This is a genomic window from Actinomadura chokoriensis (genome assembly GCF_039529475.1).
Classification (GTDB): Bacteria; Actinomycetota; Actinomycetes; order Streptosporangiales; family Streptosporangiaceae; genus Spirillospora; species Spirillospora bangladeshensis.
The window spans coordinates 43,374-65,121 of the sequence record NZ_BAAAMW010000003.1 but is presented as its reverse complement, the minus strand read 5'-3'; the positions used below and the strand labels follow the sequence as shown (position 1 = coordinate 65,121).

The 21,748-nt window shown below is 67.6% G+C and carries 21 protein-coding genes; 4 read left to right on the top strand and 17 right to left on the bottom strand.

Translation table 11 applies throughout. The annotated features are described in order from the left end of the window. Window positions 1–69: 69 nt before the first annotated feature. The 4 genes from ABFX46_RS08230 to ABFX46_RS08215 all read right to left on the bottom strand — a co-directional run bounded on the left by ABFX46_RS08230 (window position 70) and on the right by ABFX46_RS08215 (window position 5,800). Window positions 70–2,181: a hypothetical protein gene (locus ABFX46_RS08230; protein WP_346040752.1), complete on the bottom strand. Its 2,112-nt coding sequence runs from the start codon at window positions 2,179–2,181 to the stop codon at window positions 70–72. A 245-nt stretch (window positions 2,182–2,426) separates the two neighbouring features. After that, on the bottom strand, window positions 2,427–3,122 hold the full coding sequence (locus tag ABFX46_RS08225; RefSeq protein ID WP_346040751.1) for a YqeB family protein: 696 nt from the start codon (window positions 3,120–3,122) through the stop codon (window positions 2,427–2,429). Between the two features lie 2 nt (window positions 3,123–3,124). After that, a complete protein-coding gene (locus ABFX46_RS08220; RefSeq protein ID WP_346040750.1) occupies window positions 3,125–4,093 on the bottom strand; it encodes a hypothetical protein in 969 nt (322 codons plus the stop codon). A 267-nt stretch (window positions 4,094–4,360) separates the two neighbouring features. Continuing rightward, complete coding sequence (locus ABFX46_RS08215) at window positions 4,361–5,800, bottom strand: endo-1,4-beta-xylanase (RefSeq protein WP_346040749.1); 1,440 nt, start codon at window positions 5,798–5,800, stop codon at window positions 4,361–4,363. 406 nt (window positions 5,801–6,206) lie between these two features. Here ABFX46_RS08215 and ABFX46_RS08210 point away from each other — a divergent pair, with 406 nt between their 5' ends. Together ABFX46_RS08210 and ABFX46_RS08205 are read left to right on the top strand one after the other, a co-directional pair. Continuing rightward, window positions 6,207–7,625 carry a non-reducing end alpha-L-arabinofuranosidase family hydrolase gene (locus tag ABFX46_RS08210; RefSeq protein ID WP_428831232.1) on the top strand — a complete coding sequence of 473 codons (1,419 nt, stop codon included), beginning with the start codon at window positions 6,207–6,209 and terminating at the stop codon, window positions 7,623–7,625. 159 nt (window positions 7,626–7,784) lie between these two features. Then, entirely contained in the window at window positions 7,785–9,416 is a 1,632-nt protein-coding gene (locus tag ABFX46_RS08205; RefSeq protein ID WP_346040747.1) for a glycoside hydrolase family 27 protein, read from the top strand. Between the two features lie 220 nt (window positions 9,417–9,636). On the opposite strand, the gene ABFX46_RS08200 is transcribed toward ABFX46_RS08205, so the two are convergent. The 6 genes from ABFX46_RS08200 to ABFX46_RS08175 form a co-directional block, all read right to left on the bottom strand. Then, window positions 9,637–9,921, bottom strand: a complete 285-nt coding sequence (locus ABFX46_RS08200; protein ID WP_346040746.1) for a hypothetical protein — start codon at window positions 9,919–9,921, stop codon at window positions 9,637–9,639. Between the two features lie 162 nt (window positions 9,922–10,083). Beyond that, entirely contained in the window at window positions 10,084–11,319 is a 1,236-nt protein-coding gene (locus tag ABFX46_RS08195; RefSeq protein ID WP_346040745.1) for an McrC family protein, read from the bottom strand. Then, window positions 11,316–12,341 carry an McrB family protein gene (locus ABFX46_RS08190; protein WP_346040744.1) on the bottom strand — a complete coding sequence of 342 codons (1,026 nt, stop codon included), beginning with the start codon at window positions 12,339–12,341 and terminating at the stop codon, window positions 11,316–11,318. Before ABFX46_RS08190 ends, ABFX46_RS08195 begins: the two co-directional genes overlap by 4 nt. Continuing rightward, on the bottom strand, window positions 12,268–13,014 hold the full coding sequence (locus ABFX46_RS08185) for a DUF4357 domain-containing protein (protein WP_346040743.1): 747 nt from the start codon (window positions 13,012–13,014) through the stop codon (window positions 12,268–12,270). The genes ABFX46_RS08190 and ABFX46_RS08185 overlap by 74 nt, the downstream gene beginning before the upstream one ends. A 63-nt stretch (window positions 13,015–13,077) precedes the next feature. Next, window positions 13,078–14,151, bottom strand: coding sequence for a thiamine-phosphate kinase (thiL, locus tag ABFX46_RS08180; protein WP_346040742.1), 1,074 nt, complete (start codon window positions 14,149–14,151; stop codon window positions 13,078–13,080). A gap of 32 nt (window positions 14,152–14,183) precedes the next feature. Then, window positions 14,184–14,855, bottom strand: a complete 672-nt coding sequence (locus ABFX46_RS08175) for an HIT family protein (RefSeq protein ID WP_346040741.1) — start codon at window positions 14,853–14,855, stop codon at window positions 14,184–14,186. A 156-nt stretch (window positions 14,856–15,011) separates the two neighbouring features. On the opposite strand from ABFX46_RS08175, the gene ABFX46_RS08170 reads away from it, so the two are divergent. Next, window positions 15,012–15,779, top strand: coding sequence for a hypothetical protein (locus ABFX46_RS08170; protein WP_346040740.1), 768 nt, complete (start codon window positions 15,012–15,014; stop codon window positions 15,777–15,779). Next, window positions 15,772–16,401 carry a class I SAM-dependent methyltransferase gene (locus ABFX46_RS08165; protein ID WP_346040739.1) on the top strand — a complete coding sequence of 210 codons (630 nt, stop codon included), beginning with the start codon at window positions 15,772–15,774 and terminating at the stop codon, window positions 16,399–16,401. Before ABFX46_RS08170 ends, ABFX46_RS08165 begins: the two co-directional genes overlap by 8 nt. Window positions 16,402–16,407: 6 nt before the next feature. Here ABFX46_RS08165 and ABFX46_RS08160 read toward each other — a convergent pair whose 3' ends face one another. The 7 genes from ABFX46_RS08160 to ABFX46_RS08130 form a co-directional block, all read right to left on the bottom strand. Beyond that, entirely contained in the window at window positions 16,408–16,917 is a 510-nt protein-coding gene (locus tag ABFX46_RS08160; RefSeq protein ID WP_346040738.1) for an HIT family protein, read from the bottom strand. 260 nt (window positions 16,918–17,177) lie between these two features. Further along, a complete protein-coding gene (locus ABFX46_RS08155; protein WP_346040737.1) occupies window positions 17,178–17,585 on the bottom strand; it encodes a hypothetical protein in 408 nt (135 codons plus the stop codon). Between the two features lie 174 nt (window positions 17,586–17,759). Next, on the bottom strand, window positions 17,760–18,590 hold the full coding sequence (locus tag ABFX46_RS08150; RefSeq protein ID WP_346040736.1) for a hypothetical protein: 831 nt from the start codon (window positions 18,588–18,590) through the stop codon (window positions 17,760–17,762). After that, window positions 18,587–19,741, bottom strand: a complete 1,155-nt coding sequence (locus ABFX46_RS08145; protein WP_346040735.1) for an SMI1/KNR4 family protein — start codon at window positions 19,739–19,741, stop codon at window positions 18,587–18,589. The genes ABFX46_RS08150 and ABFX46_RS08145 overlap by 4 nt, the downstream gene beginning before the upstream one ends. Before the next feature lie 116 nt (window positions 19,742–19,857). After that, window positions 19,858–20,310, bottom strand: coding sequence for an ASCH domain-containing protein (locus tag ABFX46_RS08140; protein WP_346040734.1), 453 nt, complete (start codon window positions 20,308–20,310; stop codon window positions 19,858–19,860). Between the two features lie 172 nt (window positions 20,311–20,482). Further along, on the bottom strand, window positions 20,483–21,220 hold the full coding sequence (locus tag ABFX46_RS08135) for an NIPSNAP family protein (protein ID WP_346040733.1): 738 nt from the start codon (window positions 21,218–21,220) through the stop codon (window positions 20,483–20,485). Window positions 21,221–21,304: 84 nt separating this feature from the next. After that, window positions 21,305–21,733: an Rrf2 family transcriptional regulator gene (locus ABFX46_RS08130; RefSeq protein ID WP_346040732.1), complete on the bottom strand. Its 429-nt coding sequence runs from the start codon at window positions 21,731–21,733 to the stop codon at window positions 21,305–21,307. Between the last annotated feature and the right edge of the window lie 15 nt (window positions 21,734–21,748).

The following is a 21,748-nucleotide window of genomic DNA, read 5'->3' as shown; positions in this document are numbered from 1 at the left end:
GCCCGCTCTCCGCGCGGGAGAGCGGGCACCCGGGCCCTCCCACCGGTATCCGCGCGGTGGCGTCGGCGACTACCGGCGCTCGCGGGGAGGGAGGTGGGCTTCTTCCAGCGACCAGGTGCCGTGGCCTCCGGTGACCTGGAGAAGTGCGTGCGTGCGGAGATGGAATTCGGTGTCGCCGTCGTCCGGAGTGGCGAGCGTCCGAACCGGGGTCAGGGCGGCGTCGAGTTCGAGGACGCCGAAGGCGTCTCCGCTGCGGAACAGCACGGGCCCCGGTGGCCCCAGGTAGCGCACCACCGCCGTCCGGTCGCCCGCGATGGAGCGATCGAACGGCCGGACGCGGCCGGGGCCGTCGGCGTCGGCCTGTTCCAGAGGCGTGACGTCGATCCGCCAGTCCGCCCCCGGTGCTCTGATCTGCAGTACCGCCTGCGCCGGAAGGGCGAACCTGCTGCGGCCCGCCGGGGACGGCTCGCCGCCCGCCGCCGTGGACACGACCGGGTCGCAGCCGGGGAGCGCGACCAGGTTCGGCCCGTACAGGCGGACCTGGTGGGGCTGCCCGTCCGGGCAGGTCACGACGGCGATCCCGGCGGGCCCCTGGTAGCGGAGCACTTCGGCCCCGCTGCCCGTTGCCGAGCCGGTGAACGCGCGTGCGCGGTCCGGCCCGCTGATCGTGACGGTCCACGGCCCTTCGGACTCGACGTGCAGGTACCTCTTCGTGAGCGCCTTGCCGAAGACCGGCCGGTCGTCCAGGACGATCGTGGCGGACGGTGCCTCGGGGCCGCACACCGCGACCCGTGTCCCGCGGCCGAACTCGGTGCGCCGGAGCCAGGCCCGCAGCGTTCCGGGGCCGTCATATCCGAACTCGGCCAGCACCGGCTGGGGAAGCGTCCCCTTGATCTTGACGCGCGCAGTTCCGGTGCCGTGGTGCGTGCGGACCGTGCCGTAATAGGCGTGATCGATCGGCGCGAATTCCGGCGCTGGGAGTGCCTCGTCCTCCGCCAGCCAGTGGTCGAGGTCGGTGGCCATCCTGCGCGGCTTCTTCACCCGAAGGGACAACCAGTGGGCCCGCCGCCCGCGCTGAGGCATGTCCGTCTGCGGCTTCAGATTCCGAAGCGTCACCATGACCCAGAACCAATTGCCCCACCGCAGCCGGCGGGCGGGAAGAGAAATGTCGTCCCGCATCTCCAGGGTGAGGTTGAGTTCCTCCCGGAACGGCGTCAATTGGAGCACACCGTCCTCGATCTCGCGCCGCCGCGGCTCATCGCCGTAATGGATCGCCGCGATTCCGCCGCGCGGGATTCGCAGCACCTTCCACAGCAGCAGTGCGTCCCAGATGACGATCTCGTCGTCCGTGACCCAGATCCGGGGCCGGAGCAGCACCAGCCTGAACGTCTGGACCGCGACGCCCACGAGGACGACCCCGAAGACCGGGTACCACAAGGCCCCGGCCAGTTCGGTGCGGGTGGGCGCCTTGTTGAACACGGCCCAGATGAGTTCGAACACCACCGGCGAGGCCGCCAGCAGCAACAGGCCGACCGCCGCGGCCAGTGTTCGTCCCGCGGACCTGGCGACTTTGACCCGGATCACGGACGTGCCGGGCCGCGCCGACCAGATCCACCGGTCCCGGTCGGTTAGCCCGCGCAACCCGGGACCCCCGTGCTCCCTTACCGACCGCCTGCGCGACGCGGGAGCGGCCCGCGTCCAATAGACGCCCCACACCACCATGGCGGTCAACCCGAACCCGAAGGAGCCGGCCAGGGCGGCGAGGAATCCGACGCCGAGCGGCTCCCCCCATTCCGGGGGCCCGCCCTTCACCTGGACGAAACTCCCCGAGCCGACGTCGAGCGCGGGAATCTCCTCTCCGACTTGAACGGAACGGCCGCCGTCCCCTCTCAGTTCGACCCTTTCCGGGGTCAACTCGAAGAAGGCGTCGGTCGTGAACGTGCCGTACCAGCTACAGTTCGATTTCGCGCACGCTTCCGATTGCGCCGTGAACGTGCCGGGAATCCCTTCACCTTTCGCGGCGCGCCCGGTGGCGGTGACCTCCTCCACCACGACGCCGAAGAGGAAGGTCCAGACCATCAGGCACACGATGCCGAGCACGAGCTGGCAGGCGGCGAAGCCACCGAGGTTATAAGGGCCGAACCTCTTCGCGCCTCGACCGCCCCCGCGTCGCCCGTCCATGTGCACCCCATCAGGCCCGCCGCCCTTTACGCCCCAGGATCACACGGCGGCCGTAGAAAAATCGAATGAACCGAGTCGATCGGCGATCTGGCTGGCGTCAGTCGTGGGGTGATGGAAAAGCCCAGGATGACGGCGGCGGACACCACGACATGCCCGGCGCCAGATCCTGCTCGGACGCCGCCCGGCCCGAACTGTGCCCGCGATACCGCTCGCATCCGACCTCCTCGTCGCTCCGCCGGCTTTGGTCACCGCCGGCCGGGGCCACGCCAGTACTGCTGCTTGCCCTTGTCGCGGACGACGATGCCGATCCGGGACAGTTCGCGGCGCAGTTCCTTGACGGAGTCGCCGGAATCCGACGACTTCATGGCCTGCGCCCGAGCGGCGAGCAATGCGTTCGCGAGGTCGGGCAGTTCCGGGGTCTGGGGAGCCCAGATTCGGAACTCGTCCTCGTACGGGTCGCCGTCCGCCCAGGCGTAGCCGTACCCGGTGAAGACCGCGGCCAGGCGCCGGACGTTCAGGTCGCACTTCTCCCGGGCGATCTCCTCGCCCTTCGGGCCGAGCAGGACCAGCCGGTCCTTCTCCCGGAAGACGTGGCCGACCTGTTCGCGGACGACCTCCTGGACGTGGCCCGGCCGCTTCAGGATCACCCGCTCGCCGCTCACGGTGACCGAGACCTGCTCCAGCGAGTCGAAGAAGATCAGGCCGGCCCCCGCGAGCGCCCCCACCGCGATCAATCCGATCGTGAGCCATGGCTCGGGGACGGACACCAGCAATTCGGCGGGCCCGCGCATCGGTGCCCATTCGAGGCCCACCAGCCAGTTCGCGAGCGGATCGAGCAGCCAGCCGACCCCGGCGAGCAGCACCGCGGCCCCCGCGTAAAGCGCCCCCTGCGCCCAGGCCGACCGCGCCAGCGTCGTGGACACGTCCGGATGCGATCGCATGCTCAGAACCTCCCGACCGGCGCGGCGGACTCCGAAGAACGGCGCAATTGACGGTCGATCGCGACCAAAAGGAACAGCACCCCCAGCAGCAGCACACTATTGACGGCGTACTTGACCGGATACGACGTCTCGCCAAGCGGCTCGACCACGAAGGCCAGCGCGGCGTTGACCACGAGCGCGGCCCCACTGGCCGCCAGGATGTGCCGCTGGTTCCAGCCACCGCGCCCGGAGTACCGCAGCAGGCACCCGGCCGCGAGAGCAAGCGCGAACACCGCGATCGCCACCCCGGCCCAACTCGCGGGCGCCAACTGATGGGTGCCCCACAGCAGCACGGCACCGCATCCCACGACCCACGGCGCCGGAACCCGACCAAGCCCGGACGCTGACCGGCGCGGAAGGGCGAACGCCGCGACACTCAGCAGCACGGCGATCGCCGCGGTGGTGCCCAACTGCGCGGGGCTCGCCATGAAGTCCGTCGTGTGCTCCCTGAAAATGATCAGTGCACCCAGCCCGTACAGGACGACCATCACCGTGATGCCGGCCCGCCCCAACCACGGACGCTTTGCGGAGCGCGGCGCGCACGCCTCGATGACCGCGATCGGCGCGCCGAAACTCCAGATCACATGCCCGGCGACGAAGCTCAGCAGGTAGTAGGCGCTGAGGCCCAGTTCCGGGACGTGCGTCGGCAGCCGATCGCGGTCCCAGGACGGCTCGTCCACGAAGTCGGGATTGAACAGGCTCTGGTCGATCAGCCCCGCCTGGACCAGCCCGAACGCCGCACTCAGCAGCACGATCGTCGGCCAGCCCCGTCCGGTACGGCGGGCGGCCTCACGGATCAGCACCGCGACGGTCCCGTACAGCGGGGCGAGGATCAGCAGCCCGCCGAGCAGCTCCAGCGGCCGCCCAATGATCTGGTCGTAGCCGATGAGGTACTCGGCGCAGACCGGCGACAGCACGAGCAGCGCCGCCACCAGCGCGATCCGGCGCCGGAGCGGAGGCCGATCAGTGACGTCCACATTCATGATCCCGAACCTAGAAGCCCGCCCCCCACGCCGGCAGCCGCCGAAAGACGGCCATCACCCTTCAAAGGTCGCTACCCGCCCAGCCTTTAGTCGGCCGGACGGGACGACGGAGTGGAGCCGGGGCGACCCCGGCTCCACTCCGCCGTACGGGCGTGTCACGGGAACTGTGCGAAGAACATCCAGACCGTCTCGGCCCTGTGGTTGCGGCGGGTCAGGTCAGCCGAGAGTCCAGTGCTGGTTGCTGCCGTTCCAGCAGGAGTAGAGCTGGATGGGGGTGCCGTTGCCGCTGCCGGCGGCGTCCAGGCAGAGGCCGGACTGGACGCCGACGATGGAGCCGTCGGAGTTCAGGCGCCACTTCTGGTTGTCGCCGCCCCAGCAGCTGTAGATCTGGACCTTGGTGCCGTTGCCGGTTCCGGCGGCGTCCAGGCACTTGTTGCCGTAGACGCGGAGCTCCTGCGAGGAGGTGTAGGTCCACTGCTGGTTGGTGCCGCCGTGGCAGTCCCACAGCTGGAGCTGGGTGCCGTCGGTGGTGCTGGCGTTCGGGACGTCCAGGCAGCGGCCCGAACCGACACCCTTGATCGTTCCCGCGTCCTGGGTCGGCGGGTCGGTGGGGTCGCCCGGGTCGCCGGGGCTGCCGTTGTTGAGGGCGTTGAGGACCGAGGAGTAGGCGGACTTCTTGTTGCCGTTGCCGTCGAACAGCAGCGGCGTGTCCTGCGAGCGCCAGGAGTCGGTGTCGCGCACGCCCCAGACGGTGATGCCGAGGCAGCGCGAGACGGCCAGGCAGTCGTTGGTCACGTTCGCGTAGGTCGTGGGCGAGGCGCCCTGGATGTCGAGCTCGGTGATGGCGACGTCGACGCCGAGCGCGGCGAAGCTCTGCAGGGTGGTGCGGAAGTTGCTGTTGTAGGGGCTTCCGCTGTTGAAGTGGGACTGGAACCCGACGCAGTCGATGGGCACGCCGCGCTGCTTGAAGTCGCGGACCATGTTGTACACGCCCTGGGTCTTGGCCCAGGTCCAGTTCTCGATGTTGTAGTCGTTGTAGCAGAGCTTTGCGGACGGGTCGGCGGCGCGCGCGGTGCGGAAGGCGACCTCGATCCAGTCGTTGCCGGTGCGCTGCAGGTTGGAGTCGCGGCGGCCGCCCGAACTGCCGTCGGCGAAGGCCTCGTTCACGACGTCCCACTGCGCGATCTTGCCCTTGTAGTGGGCCATGACGCCGTTGATGTGGTCGATCATCGCCTGGCGCAGGCTGCTGCCGCTCAGGCTCTGCATCCAGCCGGGCTGCTGGGAGTGCCAGGCCAGGGTGTGGCCGCGTACCCGCTTGCCGTTCTGGACGGCCCAGTTGTAGACGCGGTCGCCGGCGCTGAAGTTGAACTGGCCCCGCTGGGGTTCGGTGGCGTCGATCTTCATCTCGTTCTCGGCGGTCACCATGTTGAACTCGCGGTTCGCGATCGTGGTGTACGCGGAGTCGTTGAGCCGGCCCGAGGCGATGGCGGTGCCGAAGTAGCGGCCGCTCTGCGCCGCCGCGGCGCCCAGCGTGCTCTCGGCCGCGACGGCCGGAGACGGTGCCGCCAGAGCGGCGCTCGCGCAGAGCACGCCGAGGGCGCCTGCGAGGAAGGCCCGCTTCCGGACTCCGGGCCTGGGCTTGGCTTTCGTACGCACGTCTGTTCCTCCATGAAAGAAGCGGAGACGGGGAGCACGGACACGGCCGTGCAACAGACGCCGCGCTCCATCACGGAAACGCACACCACCGGGGCGTCGCGGACTCAGTGTGCGAGCCCGCCGAAGTTTCGTCAATGGTTTCAAAATCTTTCATGGCGGAAGTTCGGACGCCGGCCTGTACGCGGTGATCTGGCAGGCAAGCCGTGCACGAAATGTTTCGAGGCCGTCGGCCCCTTGACGAGTCGCGCGGCCTCGTATTTACTCCGGCGCACCACCACCTCCCCCCAATCGCCGATGGAGAGAAGGTCCTGCCCGGCCAGAAATGTTAGCGCTAACATTCACGCACGAAGGGAAGAAGTCCATGCTGAGGACCGGTGCAGCAGTGCTGGCATCGCTCCTGCTGTCGATGTTCCTGTCCGTGATCCACACACAGGCCGCGCAAGCCGCGACAGTGGACGTGAACAAGTGGTACGTCCTGGTCAACCGCAACAGCGGCAAGGCCCTGGACGTCTACAACCTGGCGACCAACGACGGCGCCCGCATCACCCAGTGGACCAGGAACGACCAGAACCAGCAGCAGTGGCAGTTCGTCGACTCCGGCGACGGCTACTACCGCATCAAGTCCCGCCACTCCGGCAAGGTGCTGGACGTCTACAACTACTCCACCGCCAACGGCGCCTCGATCGTCCAGTGGGCCGACCACAACGGCACCAACCAGCAGTGGCGGCTGGCCGACAGCTCGGGAGGCTACGTCAGGTTCATCTCGCGCAACAGCAACAAGGCCCTCGAAGTTCAGGGCGGCTCCACCGCCGACGGCGCGAACATCGTCCAGTACGACGACTGGGGCGGCTCCAACCAGCAGTGGCAGCTCGTCGAGGTCGGCGGCGGCGATGACGGCGGCGGCGACCCCGGTCAGTCATGCGACCTTCCGTCGTCCTACCACTGGACGTCCACGGGCCCGCTGGCGCAGCCCAAGTCCGGGTGGGTCTCGCTCAAGGACTTCACCGTCGCCCCCTACAACGGCCAGAACCTCGTCTACGCCACGACCCACGACACGGGGACGCGCTGGGGCTCGATGAACTTCGGCCTGTTCGGCGACTGGTCGCAGATGGGCTCGGTCAGCCAGAACACGATGGCGAATTCCACCGTGGCGCCCACCCTGTTCTACTTCGCGCCGAAGAACATCTGGGTGCTCGCCTACCAGTGGGGTGCGAGCGCCTTCTCCTACCGGACCTCCAGCGACCCCGCCAACCCGAACGGATGGTCGTCGGAGCACGCGCTCTTCACCGGGAGTATCTCCGGCTCCGGAACGGGACCCATCGACCAGACGCTCATCGGCGACGGCTCGAACATGTACCTCTTCTTCGCCGGTGACAACGGCAAGATCTACCGGGCGAGCATGCCGATCGGGAACTTCCCGGGCAGTTTCGGCAGCAGCTCGACGGTGGTCATGAGCGATTCGACGAACAACCTCTTCGAAGCTGTTCAGGTCTACAAGCTCAAGGACCAGAACCGCTACCTCATGCTCGTCGAGGCGATCGGCTCTCAGGGCCGCTACTTCCGCTCGTTCACGTCCACGAGCCTGAACGGTTCATGGACGCCGCAGGCCGCGTCCGAGGGCAATCCCTTCGCCGGCAAGGCCAACAGCGGCGCCACCTGGACCAACGACATCAGCCACGGCGAACTGATCCGCACCAGTGCCGACCAGACCTTCACCGTCGACCCCTGCAACCTGCGACTGCTCTACCAGGGGCGCAGCCCCAACTCCGGCGGCGACTACGGCCTCCTGCCCTACCGGCCGGGTCTGCTGACCCTGCAGCGCTGACGACGTGACGCGGGTCCGGTTCGGGGCGGACCCGCGTCACGAACCCCGGCGTGGCGGCCCGGTGCGGCGCGCTCGGTGAAAGGCCGAGCCCGCCGCCCAGGTCACCCGACAGGACGATCCACCCAACGGAACGGGCCTCGACCACTGCGGAGCGAACCCATGAGCAGGAAACGAATCCGCGCGCTACTGACCACCGTGGCCACCGCCGCCGCGATGGCCGTCGCGCTCACCCCCGCCCCCCGAGCCCAGGCGCTGGACAACGGCGTTGGCCGCACCCCGCCGATGGGTTGGAACACCTGGAACTCCTTCGGCTGCAACATCAACGAGACACTGATCCACCAGGCCGCAGACGCGATCGTCAACTCCGGGATGCGCGACCTCGGATACCAGTACGTCGTGGTGGACGACTGCTGGTTCGACCCCAATCGCGACTCGTCCGGCAACCTGCGTGCCAATCCGTCGAGGTTCCCGAGCGGCATGAAGGCGCTCGGCGACTACCTGCACAACAGGGGCCTGAAGTTCGGCCTCTACGAAGTGCCCCTGGACCGCACCTGCGCCCAGTACTTCGGCTCCTATCCGGGCGCCACCGGCAGCCTCGGCCACGAGACCCAGGACGCGCGGCAGTTCGCCGCCTGGGGCGTCGACTACCTCAAATACGACTGGTGCTCTCCCACCGGCAGCATCGACGACCAGGTCCGCACTTTCGCGAAGATGCGCGACGCCCTGGCGTCCACGGGCCGGCCGATCCTCTACAGCATCAACCCGAACAGCATCCACGAGAAGACCGGCCCCCAGCGGAACTGGGGCGACGTCGCCAACATCTGGCGCACAACAGAGGACATCACCAACGTCTGGAACTCCGGCCAGACCAACGGCTACCCGATGGGCATCCAGAACATCGTCAACGTCAACGCGCCTCTCTCCGGCTACGCCAAGCCGGGGCAGTTCAACGACCCCGACATGATGGTGGTCGGGCGCGGTGGCATGACCGACACCGAGATGCGCAGCCATTTCGCCCTGTGGGCCATCATGGCCGCCCCCCTGATCGCGGGCAACGACGTACGGAACATGGACACCGCGACGGCCACGATCCTGAAGAACGAAAATCTGATAGCCATCAACCAAGACCCACTAGGCCGCCAAGCGACCCAGATCAGCAACGACGGCACCCGTCGCATCCTGGCCAAACAACTGAGCAACGGTGACGTCGCGGTCGCGCTCTTCAACCAGAGCGGCGGCACGACGACGATAAGCACCACCGCCTCGGCGATCGGCCTGTCCGGCACCTCCTTCAGCCTTCGCGACGCCTGGACGAACGCCGTCACCTCGACCACCGGCACCATTTTGGCGAGCGTCCCGTCCCATGGCACCGTCGTGTACCGGGTCAGCGGCGGAACGCCCACCCCCTCGTCCCAGATCAGAGGCGTGGGCTCGGGAAGATGCCTGGACGTCACCGAAGCGTCCCAGACCAACGGAACACGGGTCGAAATCTGGGACTGCAACGGCCAGAGCAACCAGCAGTGGACCGCCACCTCAGCCGGCGAACTGCGCGTCTACGGAAGCAAATGCCTAGACGTGAACAACAACGGCACAGCCGACGGCACCAGCGTGATCATCTGGGACTGCAACGGCCAGAACAACCAGAAGTGGCGCCTCAACACCGACGGAAGCATCACCGCAGTCGGCGCGAACAAGTGCCTGGACGTCCCCAACAACGCCACGTCCAACGGCACCTACCTCCAAATCTGGACCTGCAACAACGGCCCCAACCAACACTGGACCCGCCCCTAACCGCCCTCCCCTCGTCCCTCTCAGCCATGAACGGGCCCCTCCTCCAACGGAGGGGCCTTCGCCTGCGAGTTCCGAAAAAGAGGTGCGGAGCCCGATCCTGCTCCGCGCTGGCGCAGAGGGCTGCTCCACCGGTCTGATCGCCGCCCTCGCCTTCCCCGCCCCCACCCTGTCCAGTGAGGGGACGCCCAAGGCCGGCCCACCATCACGGCGACGCGTCCCGCTACAAGGTGACCGTCGAGGTGCTCGATGCCGAGACAAAGCAGCGCATCGGCGAGGCGACGGCCGCTGGCCCCTCCCCTCGCCTGCCGACTCCCCAGACGCCGCCCGGCACGGCGGCGAGATCGTGCACTTCGGCTGGCAACGCGACCATCTCCCAATTGCCGTCGCGGTAGCGGTACGCCGTTCGCGACGGCTCCGCGGCCTCCGCCGGCGCGACCCACGGGATTTTAGACGCGTTTACGGTTAAATCCGCCAGATCCGCGAACTCGCCCGGTGCCGCGATCAAGGTCCAAGCAGAGCCGTTCCAGTGCGCCAGGTGCTTCTGCGTGATGGCCCGGACATTGTCCGCAGCGACCGGGACGGCCTTGAGGAACCACTCAGGACTGGGCAGCGGCTTGGCGGAGGCACGCGGCGCGTCGTCGATCGTGGCCGTAAGGGACCCGTCGGGTCACCGGGTCCCTGAGAAGAGGGGGCTCTGCGTCGGCCGGGAGGTTCGTGGCAGGAGGCGTCCGGCTAGGGCGCGGACGTCGGAGAGAAGGCCGGCCGGGGCCTGGTCCAGGTCAAGGGTGTGCTGGTGGATGGTGATGCCGGTGTGCCGGACGCGGTGGGCGGCGTGTGGGGCGTTGCCTCTGGCGTAGACCAGGTGGCCGTCGGGAAGGCGGAGGGCGGTGCAGTAGGCGAGCATCTGGTACAGGTCGGCGTCGGGGAAACCCGCGGGTTTTTCGGCCTTGTACTTGGCGTCGGCCACGAGCTGCGGGGTTCCGTCATCGGTGTAGTGGACGAAGTCGGGCACGATCCGGATCGCGTGGCCCTCGTCCAGGTGATGTGGGGCTTGGAGCACGGAATAGCCGCTGCTCGCGCTGAGCGCTTCGCGCAGGGCGACCGTGACGAAGTCCTCGAAGATGCCCGCCATATCGAACAGGAAGCCGCTGACGGTGGTGTCTCCGGGCCGGTGCTCGACGGATGCGCCGCGGAGGACGAGTTCGGCGAGGCGCACCGCGGGCTGGTACCGGGCGTTCAACCGCGTGGGCCGCCACCTCGGTGGCTCGTGGCCCCGTCCGATGGGGGTGACGTCGGCCAGCCGGACACGCAGCCGCAGGAGCCGGCCGCGCATGTCCCTGGGAACGCGCGGCAGGCGGAGGAGCCGGTCGGTGGCGGTCCGCAGGAGCCGGTTCTCGGCGATGTCCGTCGTGTACTCGTCGTGGACGATCTCGACGGCGGGAAATTCGCCGTGGTGCCGCCGGATCTGGTCGGCTTCCCGCAGCCGCCCGCGCATGACCAGCGACGTCTCCTCGGTGGTGCGATACCCCTGAAGAAGCCCTTGGCGGAGGGCCCGGTCGGCCTGCCGCTCGAAAAGGCATGCGAGCGCGGGAAGGAGTTCGGGTTCCGTGTCGAGGGACGCGTCGTCGTCCCGCCAGGCCCTGGCGTCGAGCGCGTAGCCGAGCAGGAAGAGCAACCGGCGGATCGGCACTTTCGGGGTGATCCGAATAGTGAGGGTTTCGCCACCGGGTGCGGCCACGGTCGCGACTCCGACCTTGCCTGCGGCCTTCAACCGCCACCGTCCGGGAGCCTCCGGGTCCGGCACGGCCTCGACCACGCGTGCGGTGGCCAGGGCCCGGCCGAGGGCCGAGGACAAGGGCAGCGACAGTGCCGCCCCATGCTCGATGAGTTCGACGTCCGTCATGCCGGAGGTGGAGCGATCGCGTCGCGCAGGGACGCCAGGCCGTACTGCTGCTCGACCTTCACGTCGTCCCCGTAGTGGTACTCCTCCAGCAACGGAAGGATCTTGGTGCGCCAGGCGCGCTCCATCCCTCCCTCGCGGTAGACGCCCGGCTTCATCAGGTAGGACGGCCCGATCTGGAAGTCCGGGTCCGCGATCCGGCGGTTCAGTGCGTCCAGCAGATCGGCGGGTTCGGAGCCGTGCTCCTTGGCGGCGAGCCAGCGGCGCAGCATCCCCTTGGTCGGTTCGGTGCGCGGGGACAGTTCCACGAAGGCGAACCGGCGGCGCATCGCGGCGTCCACAAGGGCGATGGACCGGTCGGCGGTGTTCATTGTGCCGATGACGAACAGGTTGGGCGGCAGCGCGAAGTCGTCGCCGGAGTAGGTCAGCCGCACCGACTTGTTGCGGTACTCCAGCAGGAAGTACAGCTCGCCGAACACCTTAGCCAGGTTGGCCCGGTTGATCTCGTCGACGATCAGGAAATGGGGCACGTGGCGGTTCCCCTCGCTGGAGGCGAGGTCGGCGAGTTCGCGCAGCGGGCCGGCCGTCAGCCGGAACGCGACCTGCCGGGTCTCCGGGTCCTCCTGCGGCCGGAATCCCTCGAAGAAGTCCTCGTAGGCGTAGGACGGATGGAACTGCACCAGCTTGACCTGCTCAGGGCCGCCGCCGAGGAACTCAGCCAGCTTCTGCGCGAGGTAGGTCTTGCCAGTCCCGGGCGGCCCGTAGAAGATGAGCTGCCGCTCGTCCCAGAGCAGGTCGCGCACCTCGCGCAGCCAGGACGCATCGTGGACGAGCAGGTCCTTCGCGAGTTCGTCGCTCGGCTCCGGCAGCTCCAGCTCCCGCCGGGCGGTGATCGCGGCGATCTCCTCGCTCGCATCGCCCCCGTCGTCGGCTGCTTCGTCGGCGAGTTCCTCATTCCACCGGCCGCCGCAGGTTCGACCGGCCGTCCCCCGAGTCTGCCCGGACGGCCTCCCCGGTGATCTCACCCACGTACAGCCTGCCACCCGACAGGGTGCAAACGCCGTCGCCCGGCTTCATCCTGGACAGGAAGGCATGGAGGTCCTCCACCAGCCGCATCCGCTGGTTGTAGGACGAGGTGGACGAGTAGTCCTCCTCAACGAAACCGCGCAGCGCGTCCTTGCTCATCCCCTGTTTGACACCCTCGCGCCGCAGCCGTGTGGCCGCGAGGGTCACTCGTCCCTCTGGGAGCCACATCGCCTTGACGAGGTCGGCCCCGGTCACGTTCGACCCTCGAACCAGCCAAGTGCGCCGTGGGCCCCACGCCTCCTGAGCGATGAAGTCCCCGAGCGGGTGGCCGTCCGTGGTCTTCCAGGATCGGAAGCCGTTGGTGGCGTGGCCCATGACGACCTCGGCGGCGGATGATGGGGAGTTGCAGGTGATGTCCCTGGTCGCCTCCAGCCAGCCGGGCCATTTCGCGGACTGGACGAGGCTGCCATCGTTGATCAGCTGCTGGCGGAGCCCGTAAGAGGACGGGTGGCGTACGGCGAACGAGGGCACGCTCTCGGTACGTGCGGGGCAGCCGGCGAGCAACATGAACTTCTGGCTGCCGTTCGTCCCCCGCTCGGCCAGGAGCCGCCCGTGTGCCAGAGGCCCGCCGTGCGGAAGACGCAACTGGAACTCGGGGTACTCGTCAGCCATCGGACTCCCTTGTCCTCTGGGGTCAGTGCCGGGCGGGGCCAACGTACACCGCCCTGCGGTCGCTCAGGTGGCGTGACGCCAGGGGACCCCGGGAAGCTCTTCCTCTCGGCCGTCGGCGCGCCTCAGCCGTACTTCACGTTCCTCGGTGGCGTAGCCGATGTCGAAGAACTGAAGACCGGCGTTCGCGAAGATCTTGGAGAGCTGCGGCGCTGCGTCTTCCCCGACGGTGAAGACCAGTTGGAAATCCACCGAGTCGCCCAGGAGGACCGAGGTCAGATCACCATCGGTCAGCCGTGCGACCTCGGCCACGATGTCGGCGATGGGGAGCGCGCTCTCCTCGACCACGAAGCCGACGCCACTTGCGGCCGCCAGCGACTGAATGCCCGCCTTCAGGCCGTCCGAGGTGTCCTGGCAACTCGTGACCACACCGCTCGTGCTCAGGCAGCGCCCTTCCCGTACGAGCGCCTGCGGGCGCCGCCAAGCGGATATCAGCGCTTCCTCCTCGCCCGGCGGAAGTGTCGTCGTGCCGGGGCCGAGACCGCCGAAGTAGCGTTGGGCAGATGCCGCCACCCCCGTCGGCCCGGTGACGCAGAGGCGATCTCCCGCGCGGGCACCGGACCGCAGCAGTGATCCACCTCGCTCGACGATGCCCACGGCGGACGCGGACAGGATGATCCTCTCCGCGCTGCCGATATCGCCTCCGACGTTCGGCGCGCCCACCTGCCGGCAGGCATCGCGGATCCCTTCCATGAGGGCCGTGAAGTCATCATCCGGCAGTGACCGCGGATAGCGAACGACCGTCAGGAGTGCGATCGGAAGCGCACCCATGGCGGCGATATCGCTGAGATTGGCCATCGCCAGGTAGTAGCCGATGTCGTAGTTCGACAGGTAACCGAGTTCGTACAGTTGGAACTTCGGTCCGCGGACGTAGTCCGATCCGACGACGATCTCCATGGGCCCGTCGACTCCGAAGACCGCGCAGTCGTCCTGGGCGTCGGCGCCCGCGACGAGTTCGGCCTGGACTCCGTTTCTCAGCCGCTGCGACCATCCTGACTGCCCGCCGAACATGGGCGCGATGATGTCGGCCAGCCGCGTCGGCTCGTCGGAGGCGGTGCCGACGCTCTGCATGGAACCCATCCCATCCTCAACTTTCCGCGGGGTGTCAATGGCTAAGGTAGCGAAAGCCTCCAGTGTGCAGTCTCTTTCATTGTCGCTATTAGGACGTCTTTCCGGACGACGACTGCGTAGTCCCACTCCTGGTCTGCGATGCCCAAAAGTCTCCCGGCCACTGATCGGAGATATTGACGGGGCCTCGCCTGCACCGAAGCGTACACCTGGTGTTCGGTGGCGTCTCCGCAATAGAAGTATGGGAGATCGTCATGCCCGAACTGTTCTAGATCGGCGAGGTCGCCCATGGCCGTCGGTACCAGGCCGTCTCGGGCCATCAGCGCGTTGACCTCGGCGAATGGCAAGGGAAGCAGGTGGATATGAGCGTGGGTGACGCATGCGGACCCTTCCATCCGCATTGTGGAGCCATGCTCAAGAAAGACTGGTTCGCCGAAACTGGCCGCGTACGGTGGAACGATCTGCTTGAGTGCCGTCGCCACCTCTTCGGCGTGCCCGCACATCACAGCGCCAAAGCTGAAGTAGTGGTCGTTGGGCACCAGGAGCAGATGCCCCCGGGTCAGTGGCGACATATCCGCCATTAACGTGAGGGTGCTGCCTCGTCCGATGATCCGTCCCGGAGGAGATCCGCCGTAGATGCGATGGAAGGTGATGTCCTCGGCCCCGGCGAGTTCCTCACAGAAGTCGGACCCGACACAAGAGGCTCGTTCGCCCACGGATCACCTCGACCGCGATTCGGGCTGACACATTCGCCTTCTCTGACTGACCGAAATATGGTCAGCGAAGTTGGCAGTCATATTGTTACTCGTCCGAGGTATAGTTTGGCAAGCCCGTGGCGGGGCCGCGGTGTGGCGAGCGGGGATGAGCGGCAGATGAAGTTGTCGGCGGCGCGTGCCATAGACCGCTTAATCGTGCTGGCGGCGACGGTGACACTTGCCGGCAAGCAGTACGGCTTCCCTTCGGACGAGTTGTGGAGCGATGTCGAGCGCGAATACTCGTACGCCCTGGTCACCTTGATCCTTATCGCCGGCGTCTTCGGTGTCGCCGCCCCCTTCGAGTCGTGGTCTCGGCATCTTCACGTCGAGCGCCGTCTGGTCATGCGCAGGCATGTCCTCACCGCATTCGGGCAACTGATCGAAGTTTGCGCAGCCGTTGCGCCTGCGATCGCGGTGAGTGATCTGGGGTTGCACATCTGGCAGCGGAAACGCAATTACCGGCATCCGCTTCGCGGTGAGCTCACGCGGGCGGCCACGTACCGCCTCGGCGCGTCACCGGCGACTCGACGGATTCGGCCGACGCCGGGTGTCGGTGTTGTGGGGTTATGTTGGAAGCTTGATCAGGAAGTGAGCGTCGATGTGGCGAGGCTTGCCCGAGACCTTGTCGACGAGGACGCATTCGCCTCATTCCGGGCACAGCACGGCGCGGATGCCGTTATGGGGTTCAGTTGGGAGGAGTTCCAGCGTTACCGTCATCGCGGCGCGGTCTTCGCCACCCCGATCAGAAACGGTCGTTCCAGGTTCGTAGGCTGCGTCAGCTTCGATGTCTCACATGGCTACGATGGCCTCAATGTGCAGCGCATCTGGCATATTCTCAATTCATTGAGCTTCGTGGTGGGGGAGGATGGGTTCGAGAATGTCTGAGGCGGGCGAGATCACCCGTGAGACCTGTGGCTGCTATGACGCCAATGCAAACTCCTATGGCGAAGCCTCCGAGGACTACGACAGGTTTCCGGGACTGCGTGCGGAGGTCGTCGAGTTCGCGCGGCACGCTCCTCGCCACCTGCCCGTCCTGGACCTGGGATGCGGCGGTGGCCGGGACGCCCGGCTGCTGGCATCGCTCGGCCGCACGGTGATCGCAGGTGACTACGCCCCGGCCATGCTCGAATGGGCCCGGGACCGGTCGAGAGGGGAAGGGCGCACGCTCGGTTTCCTGCGGCTGAACGCCCTGGCACTGCCACTCCGGGACGCGTCGGTGGCCGGGGTGTGGGCTTCGGGGAGCCTGCTCCACATCCCATCGGCCGGGATGGCACGCGCGCTGGCCGAGGTCGGCCGCGTCCTGGCCCCGGCGGGCATCGCGGCGATAAGCATGCGGATCGGGGACGGCGAGGGCTGGAGGAAAGGCGGATCGCTGGACGGGCGGCGCTGGTTCACGTTCGTCGATCCGGACGCGTTCACGGGCTGCATGGAGGCGGCCGGTTTCTCCGGCGTTCGCGTCCGCTTCGCCGGCCGTGCGGGCTGGTTCATCGCCATCGGTACGCGATAGTTCGCGTCATTGCCAGGCGTCCGGGTCGGAGTTGGGAGCGGCGCGGCGTATGCCTCCGCGTGGGTCATCGACATCGCCATGGTGCCGGGGGATCAGATGGATGTGCAAATGATCGATGCTCCGTCCGGCCGCCTTCCCATCGTTGATACCGATCGTGTAGGCCTCGGGAAAGTACTTCTCGTCGATGAGGTCCCGTGCGGCGCACATCAGGGTGTAGGCGCTGAGGACCTCGTGATCGTCCAGATCGAAGAACGAGACGACATGCCTTCTGGGAACTATTTCGACATGCCCGGGATTGGCAGGGAAGTTATCGAAGCGCGCATAGAATAAGTCGTTCTCGCAGAGGATCTTGTTGAGTGACGGGTTGTCCGCCTGACAGAAGAGGCAGTCTGTGGCGATCTCGAGGGGCCGGGATCGGGGCCGGCCCTCCACGTGCCGACGGCGTCCCAGGAGGAGGGCGATCAGGTGTCGAAATCCCCTGCTCGGCCCTTCTCTCGACGTATGCCCGATGACCATGTGCTTCGAGTCTCCCCTATAGCCCAAATGTATGGGTATGCGACCGATCATTGATCAATTGCGCAGCGGGTGCGCGGTCGAGACTTCGCAGATCGTAGCGGCTGGTATCGCTGTCCGAAGGCGAACGGTCACAGGAGTCTTCGGGGTCACGGTAGATCCTGACAGTTGGCTATGTCACAAATGTCGTATCCGCCCACTAGAGCACGTTACGACTCTGGCGTTTCAGACTGCAAGCTTTCGGCGGGCGAAATTGACCGTTTTCAGGTGTTCGGTCGGTGACGGCAGGGTCGGCGCGATCGGCGTCTGACGTGGTCAGGGAGACCCCTCTTCTTGCTGAGGCGGCAGCGCTTTGCGCTCGAGCGATCTTGTGTCCGGGGTCGGCCGCCGGAGGCAGCGCCGTCGGCGGGGAGCACGGCACGCAGCCGTGCGGCGAAGGCGGGGTCCTGAGCGGCCGCCCGCTCAGTCGCCGCCGCCGCGTCCGACCGGGCGGCCTGCCCCGCGTCACCGGTGTTCTTCGCCTCGTTGATCCGCCGCTGGATCGCCGGATCGGCTACCAGCTCGCTGGAGATCACCTGCCATCCCCGAGCGATCATCTCGTCGGTGAGCCCGTCGATCTTGCGGGCCACCCGTCCGCCCTTCCGCGCCGCCCAGACGATGACGATTCCCACGGCGATTCCGAGATCTACGTGCCGGCCCCCACATGATCAACCAACATTGACCTTGCGTGTTGATCCACTTAAAAAGCCATGGAGGCGCACGACAATCGGATGGCCACATTCGGCGATCTTCGTTTACGGCGCGGGTGCCCGCGGGTCCACCAAGGAGCGGGGTGGAAGTTCGATTCATCCCGGATCGTCGGGCGGCGGGCACAGCAGGTCCTTCGGCTTCGTGCGGGGTTGGTTCCAGAGCTGGAGGAGGCAGCCGGACGGCTTCGTGTGGAAGCGGAGGCGGTAATCCCCGTGGCCTGCGGGGAGCGGCGGCAGCGGCAGTTCACGTCCGGCGAGCTCGCGGAGGACGGCGTAGCCGGTCTGGAACCGGCAGCTCAGCTCCACGATCCGGTCGTAAGTCCGGACGGGTTCCGGGGGTGTGGGAGAGATCGTCACGGCGAGGGGCAGATCTCCGTCGCGCACGGGCGGCCAGAACAGCGCCGCCCCGGGGACGGCGTCGATGGGGCCGGCCGACTCGGCGTAGGCGGGCACGGGAAGGATGTCTCCGAGCGAGCGAGTGCGGTCGAGGAGGACGAACTGGCCCGCCCGGACGCGGATGGCGAGGTCGAGGTGTTCCTCCGCCGCGGTGGTGCGCCGATCCGGGGCGAAGCCGGCGGGGACGCCGCCCGGGAAGCCGCGCGCGGCAACGAACTCGGCGAGTTCCTGCTCGGTCACGTGGAGCGCGCGTTCGGTGATGCCGGGGACGTCGCCCGGCTCGGGCCGCTCGTGGACGGTGACGGCGCAGAAGGAGCCGCCGGTGCCCGGTTCGGGGGCTTGCCACCGGGTGATGCGGACCATTCCGCATTTCCGGCAGGCGGTGCGGTTGACGTTGACGGTCTGCCCGGCCGCGTCGGTTTCGGTCTCGGTCACTTCCAGGCGGTTCTGGCCGGGGAAGTCGTGATCGTGTCCGCAGGCGCGGAGGATCTGCTCCATCGCGACGTCGTCCCGGTTCGGGAAGGGCATCATCGGCGGTCACCCCGCGGCCGGGACAGCAGGTTCCGACGGCGTTCGGGGGTGAGGGCGGCCGCCACGAGGGGGTCTGCGAGCAAGGCGACGGGTGCAATGTGGTCGGAGGTGCGTGGGCGCCAATGGGCGAACGCGGTGTCGATGTCCCGCCAGAGTACGTCGGGGTCGGTTCCGTGCTTCTCCACCGCGTCCCTGACCAGGGCGTCGAATTCGGGATTGCCGTACACAAGGCAGCGCTCGCCGCTGCGGAGGCGGGCCTGGTACTCGGCGACGAGCAGGTGAAGGTCCGGGCGGTCGCCGTTCATCGCCGACTGGAGTTGCGAGTTGCGCCCGAAGGTGGAGCATTCGACGTGCTGTGCGAACAGCAGTGGCAGGAATTCCTCGGTGAAAAGCGGATCCGTCAGGAATCCCTCGGGGACGAAGTCGGGGGACAGCAGCCGTCCGAGGGAGTGCCCGGATGGGCGGCCGAGGAAGAGCTGGAGCTGCGCACGCAGCACGGTGGCGCGTTCAAGGCCGAATTCCTCGGCCTTGGCCAGGACCGCGTCGGCGCCGTCGGCATCACCGGCGAGTGCCTCCAGGCGGGCTTGTTCGACCTTGGCCGCCCACGAGTCGCGGGTTTCGCCTTCCGGTTTGCGCATCTGGTGCAACTCGGCGTAGAGGCTCTCCATCAGCGCGGTGAAGGACGCGAACCGCTCGGGCGGTGCGGCCCTCCAGGAGAACAGGCTGTACGCGGCCCATTCGCCCGAGTCGTCGACGTCGCCGGGGTCCAGGAACAAGATCCCGGCGTCGGCCTCCCTGGAGATCAGCAGCCCGCGACTGAGGCAGGTGCCTTCCCGTTGGTCGTCATCGCAGAGCTCGGCCCAGCTGTCGTCCCAGTAGGGCTCGAGGTCGCGGAGCCACCCGATGTCGGACGTGTCGCGCATCCGCCACACGAAGATCCCGGCGTCGCGCCAGCCGTCGGTCGTCAGGAGGAACTCCCGGTAGGACGGCGGCAGCCGCGTGCCGATCCGTGCCTCGGCCGCCGCGACGGCCTCCTCGGTGGCAGGGGTGAAACCGAGCCAGCGAGTGCGCGCCACGTCCGGGTCGGGTTCGGTATCGACGCTCCGCACCCATTCGTCGCTCCAGCGCATCAGCCACGGTCGCCATTCCATAGAGGGGATTCTGACGACCGCCTCGGACATTCCCGGACCGCCACAGGCTCCAGTGCGGGTTTCGGGCCGCCGGACGGCCGCGATCACGCGGCCGTCCAAACCCGGCTCACCAGCGCCTACGGCCCTTCCTCCAGAGGCGCGGACGCGGGGGTCACGAGTGCGATTTCGATGGTCAGCACGCCGAGGGCTTCCTTCTCCGGGCCGTAGATGCGGCGGATGTTGGCGAGTTGCTGGTCACGTGGGCTGTCGGGGTTGACGTTGGACGGTCCTTCCGCGTCGATCACCTCCTCGAACGAGGAGTAGCGGGCAACCCTTTTGACCTGAGTCAAAACGTCGTCTCGGCCGCATATGAAGCGGATGTGGTCACCCGCCTTGAGTTTCCGCAGGTTGGGGTACTGCACGCGGATCTCGATGGTCTTGCGGCCGGCTGCGACCAAGTCGAAGTAGCGGCGGTAGAGGTTCATCTCCCGGGCTCGTACGCCCACCTCGGCCGGGGGTCGGGCTGTCATGACGCGGTCCAGTTCGTGGGTGGTGTAGCTGCGGTAGAAGTGTTCGGGGTCGGCGAGCATCTTGCCGACGAGCCAGACGAGTGCGTCGACGTAGGAGTCGGTCGTGCCCGGTCATTCGGTGATGTCCAGCATCCAGTCGCGTGCGCCGCGCGGAGGCGGCACTTTTCCTTTTCGGATGAGCGACTGGACAGCTTTGCGCCGGTGTCGGTCAGGCCCGTGGGATGTCGTGCGCTCACCGCAGCAGTGACCTCGGGGTGGGTGCCAGCCGGAGTAGCTGCGGCGAGCCGGACAGTCGCGTCGAAAGAGTCGGCAGCACCTCCCCGTGCCAGCGCTCCGAACGCTCCAACCGTCCCAGGTGATCGTCGATGCGGCCTTCGTCGGCGAACCGTGCGAACCACACGAAGACCTCTTCGCCTGTCCGTACCGGCAGCGCCGGGAAGGTATTCGGGGCGTGCTCGGATTGCAGGTAGGCGAGCGGCTCGCCGCCGGCCTCGACCACGACGGGCAGCAGACGCCGCTCGAAGAAGTCCGTGAACCCCTCGTCGAACGGGCCGTCGCCATGCCAGATCGTGGCGAGGACGACCGACGAGGGCAACGCGTCCGGCTCGCCCGTGGCCGGCCGGACACGAGCCGGCACCGGGAATCCGCCCAGCGCCGAGGCAGGCCGCAGCAGCATCACGTCATCGGAGTCGACCATCGTCGCGTTCGCCTCGTCGCGGTGTGCCCGCCAGACCGGGCCGCTGTAGAAGGTCTCCAGTGCCCGGGCGCGCAGCGGCATGTCCTCGAAACCGCGAAGCCAGACGAATCGGTCGGGATCGTCCAGGTCGCGGAACTGCCCCAGCACGGTCATGCCCGCCGCCTCCTGCGGCTCGACGAACTCCCGCTCGAACAGGTCGATCAGTGCGTCTCGCCGTCCCGGGGACAACGTGTACTGCCGTAGTTCGACGACCGGACACCGTAGGGACTCCATCAGTCCGACTCCCTTCTCGTTGTTGCAACATGTTTTGTTACATCAAAGCCACGAAAATGACCGTCCACTCACTGCGCCGTTCGGTCAGTTCAACAGCGTTTCGCGGAGGACGTCGGCGATCGATGTCTCCGCCAACTCCTGCCGCATGACCTGCTCCACCCGGCCGTAGACCCCGCTCAGCGCGGGCCTGATGCCCCGGCCGACCGGGCACTCCGGGTTGGGGTCGCGGCGGTGCATCCCGAACGGCGGCTCCGCTCCGACGGCGTCGTACACCTCCACCAGAGTGATCTCTTCCGGTGCACGGCTCAGACTCCAGCCCGCGCCGGCGCCACGGCGAACCTCGACCAGACCGGCCCGCCGCAGGTCACCGAGGCTGCGTCGGACGATCACCGGATTGGTGTTGACACTGGCCGCGACCTCGTCCGAGGTCAGCACCTCCCGGCCGCGACGCTGCGCCAGCGCCAGCCATGCCAGCACATGCGTCGCGATGGTCAATCGACTGTTCGCCGCCATCACCCCTCCAAGTTG